The 297-nt window shown below is 33.0% G+C and carries 1 pseudogene; it reads left to right on the forward strand.

The features are described from left to right. Positions 1 to 222: pseudogene (locus AC1M36_RS28585) on the forward strand (hypothetical protein); the annotation flags it as partial. Positions 223 to 297: the final 75 nt, after the last annotated feature.

Raw genomic sequence — 297 nt, forward strand, 5'->3', positions numbered from 1 at the left:
CCTGTTTCTTATTGGTTCTATGCAAGCGGCAATAGTGTAAGTCTTAATTGGGAGAAAGATGCATCTTATTGGGACATAATTCCTGTAGAGGGAGGATATACAATTCAAGCAGAGGGTGGATATCTCTCTTATGAAGATGTTTTTTCGCCAATGAATGGTCCTCTTACAACGACCTATTTAGGTAAAGAAGAAGTTGTGTGGAAATTAGTACCTGCGTTTTAAATTTTGTATAAGTTTTAAGTATATCTTGTCTAAAAAATAATACATAAATAAAACAGTACAAGTCATTTTAATATG

The sequence above is a fragment of the Bacillus sp. Medicinal_06 genome, assembly GCF_056711665.1.